The organism is Bathymodiolus platifrons methanotrophic gill symbiont (assembly GCF_002189065.1).
Classification (GTDB): domain Bacteria; phylum Pseudomonadota; class Gammaproteobacteria; order Methylococcales; family Methylomonadaceae; genus Methyloprofundus.
Genome location: NZ_BDMN01000509.1, coordinates 1 through 1,850 on the forward strand (window position 1 = coordinate 1; position 1,850 = coordinate 1,850).

1 protein-coding gene and 1 pseudogene are annotated in these 1,850 nt (G+C 33.8%); both read right to left on the minus strand.

Translation table 11 applies throughout. The annotated features are described in order from the left end of the window. Positions 1-1,500: AAA family ATPase (locus tag CDZ78_RS19970; RefSeq protein ID WP_174664601.1), on the minus strand; the 1,500-nt coding region annotated here is incomplete at its 3' end. Positions 1,501-1,524: 24 nt separating this feature from the next. Then, positions 1,525-1,850: pseudogene (locus tag CDZ78_RS22615) on the minus strand (AAA family ATPase); the annotation flags it as partial.

Sequence of the window (1,850 nt, forward strand, 5' to 3'; positions counted from 1 at the left end):
TTGCAATTTTTCATAGCCATTTGAGCAATTATCATATAACTCCTTCACGGCTGTTCTATCTTTCAGGCGTTCAAGAGTAGCATAATAATCAAATTTGGGGATTTTTCCTTTAATAGTAGATACCCCTGAATCAAATTTATCTTGTTTCAATTCTGGGTGGTCGTTTTCCCCTATGGGTTCACGTTTATCGAGCAGCTGATCCCTTGAATGGAATAAATTTGACAGCACTTGGTATGCATCTTCCCTAGCATCTAAAATTTCGTAATTTTTTCTAAGATATATAAGCTTTAAAATTACATCACAGTCTTTGTTTAAAATGCTATTACATATTTGAGTAAACGTCTTTAGGTCATCTTTTGAAATGGTTAGTTCAGAGACAGTCCCTAGGCTATATCTTAAATACGAGGCACTTAATTGATTATAAAACTGATTTGATAAGGCCTTAACTGTATCTATGATAGGCTCAACATCGTGTGTAAGCATCAAAACAGTATCACTTTTCAAGCAATTTTCTGGCTTTCCTCGAAATAACATTTCCAAAATTGCATATTTCTTATTCTTATCGAAAGACGATATAGGGTCATCCAATACAATTAAATCAGGCTTTTTAGCCAAGCATTCATACATAAATAGCACAATTGCAAAAGCATTTCTCTCCCCGAAGCTAAGGTGCTGATTTCCCCCACTTACAGACTTGTCATAATCTATATGCCAGAGCTTTAACTGGCACTTATCATCTTCCCCGGGTATCTGAACTTCGTATTTATAACCAGCGTATGATAAGAAATTATTGATATTGGCTTGATGATTTTTTATCAATCTTTTCATTAAAGCACGCTGAATACTTATCTTTCCTTGTAGATTAGCTGCTTGTTCAATAACTTGAACGATAGAGGTATTTATAGGTGCGATTGCTTTTTGGGTTTTTTCTGAATCTAGAATAGAAAAAAATTGAAGGTCTAGCTTATATTTATCCAGCTTAGTCTTAACTTTTTCACCTTGTTTAAAATCAAACCCTTTTAGTGTTTTTAGCTGTCCTAGTTTCTCTAGAAGAGTATCGATCTGAGTTTTTATTGATCCCAAAAAATTCTCATGTTCCTTTTCCAAACCATCGGGTAATGAAGTTATTTTAGCTAACCTTTCTTTTGCATCTTCTGAAAAATAATCTCCCAAATTTTCAATAACATTAATAATTCCGACCAAGTTTTTAATTACTATTTTATCGTATTCTTGGCTAACTTTTTCAATTTGTTCCTTTTTATCTTGAGTGTCAGTTGAGCAAAATGGACAGCAATCAGATATCTCAGAAAATTCTTTCACTCCTTTAGTTTGCCAATCAATCCAACCCACGTTATTTGAGCTGCGAATGAAGGGTTTGTAAACCTCCAACCCAGCAGGTATATGCTCAATTTTATTACCTTTGGCGAGTGCCTTCATTCCTGTTGATGCTTTTGATATACCTGTTTTTGTTAGCTTGAAAGCTGAACCCAACTCATTCAAATTAGCTATTAAGCTATTAAGCTATTAAGCTATTAAGCTATCAAGTTTTACATTATCAGTAAATAACTCCTTAATATCTTTGACAATTCTTTCTATTTCTTGCTCTGTAGCTATATAATCTTCTGTTCGAATAAAGATGTCAAAACTATTGCTAACAAGCTCATCTGACTGAAATGTAAACTGATTGACATAAGCTTCGTTAAAGCACATAACATTACCAATGTTTTCAGAACATTGGATCTGCGGTCTGAATGACTCAGGATTTTCCTTCCTAAGTTTAAATGGCATTAGGTCTGCTAGTTTTTCATCATCCGCATAATGCATTATCGCTTTCGCAATTGTACTTTTAC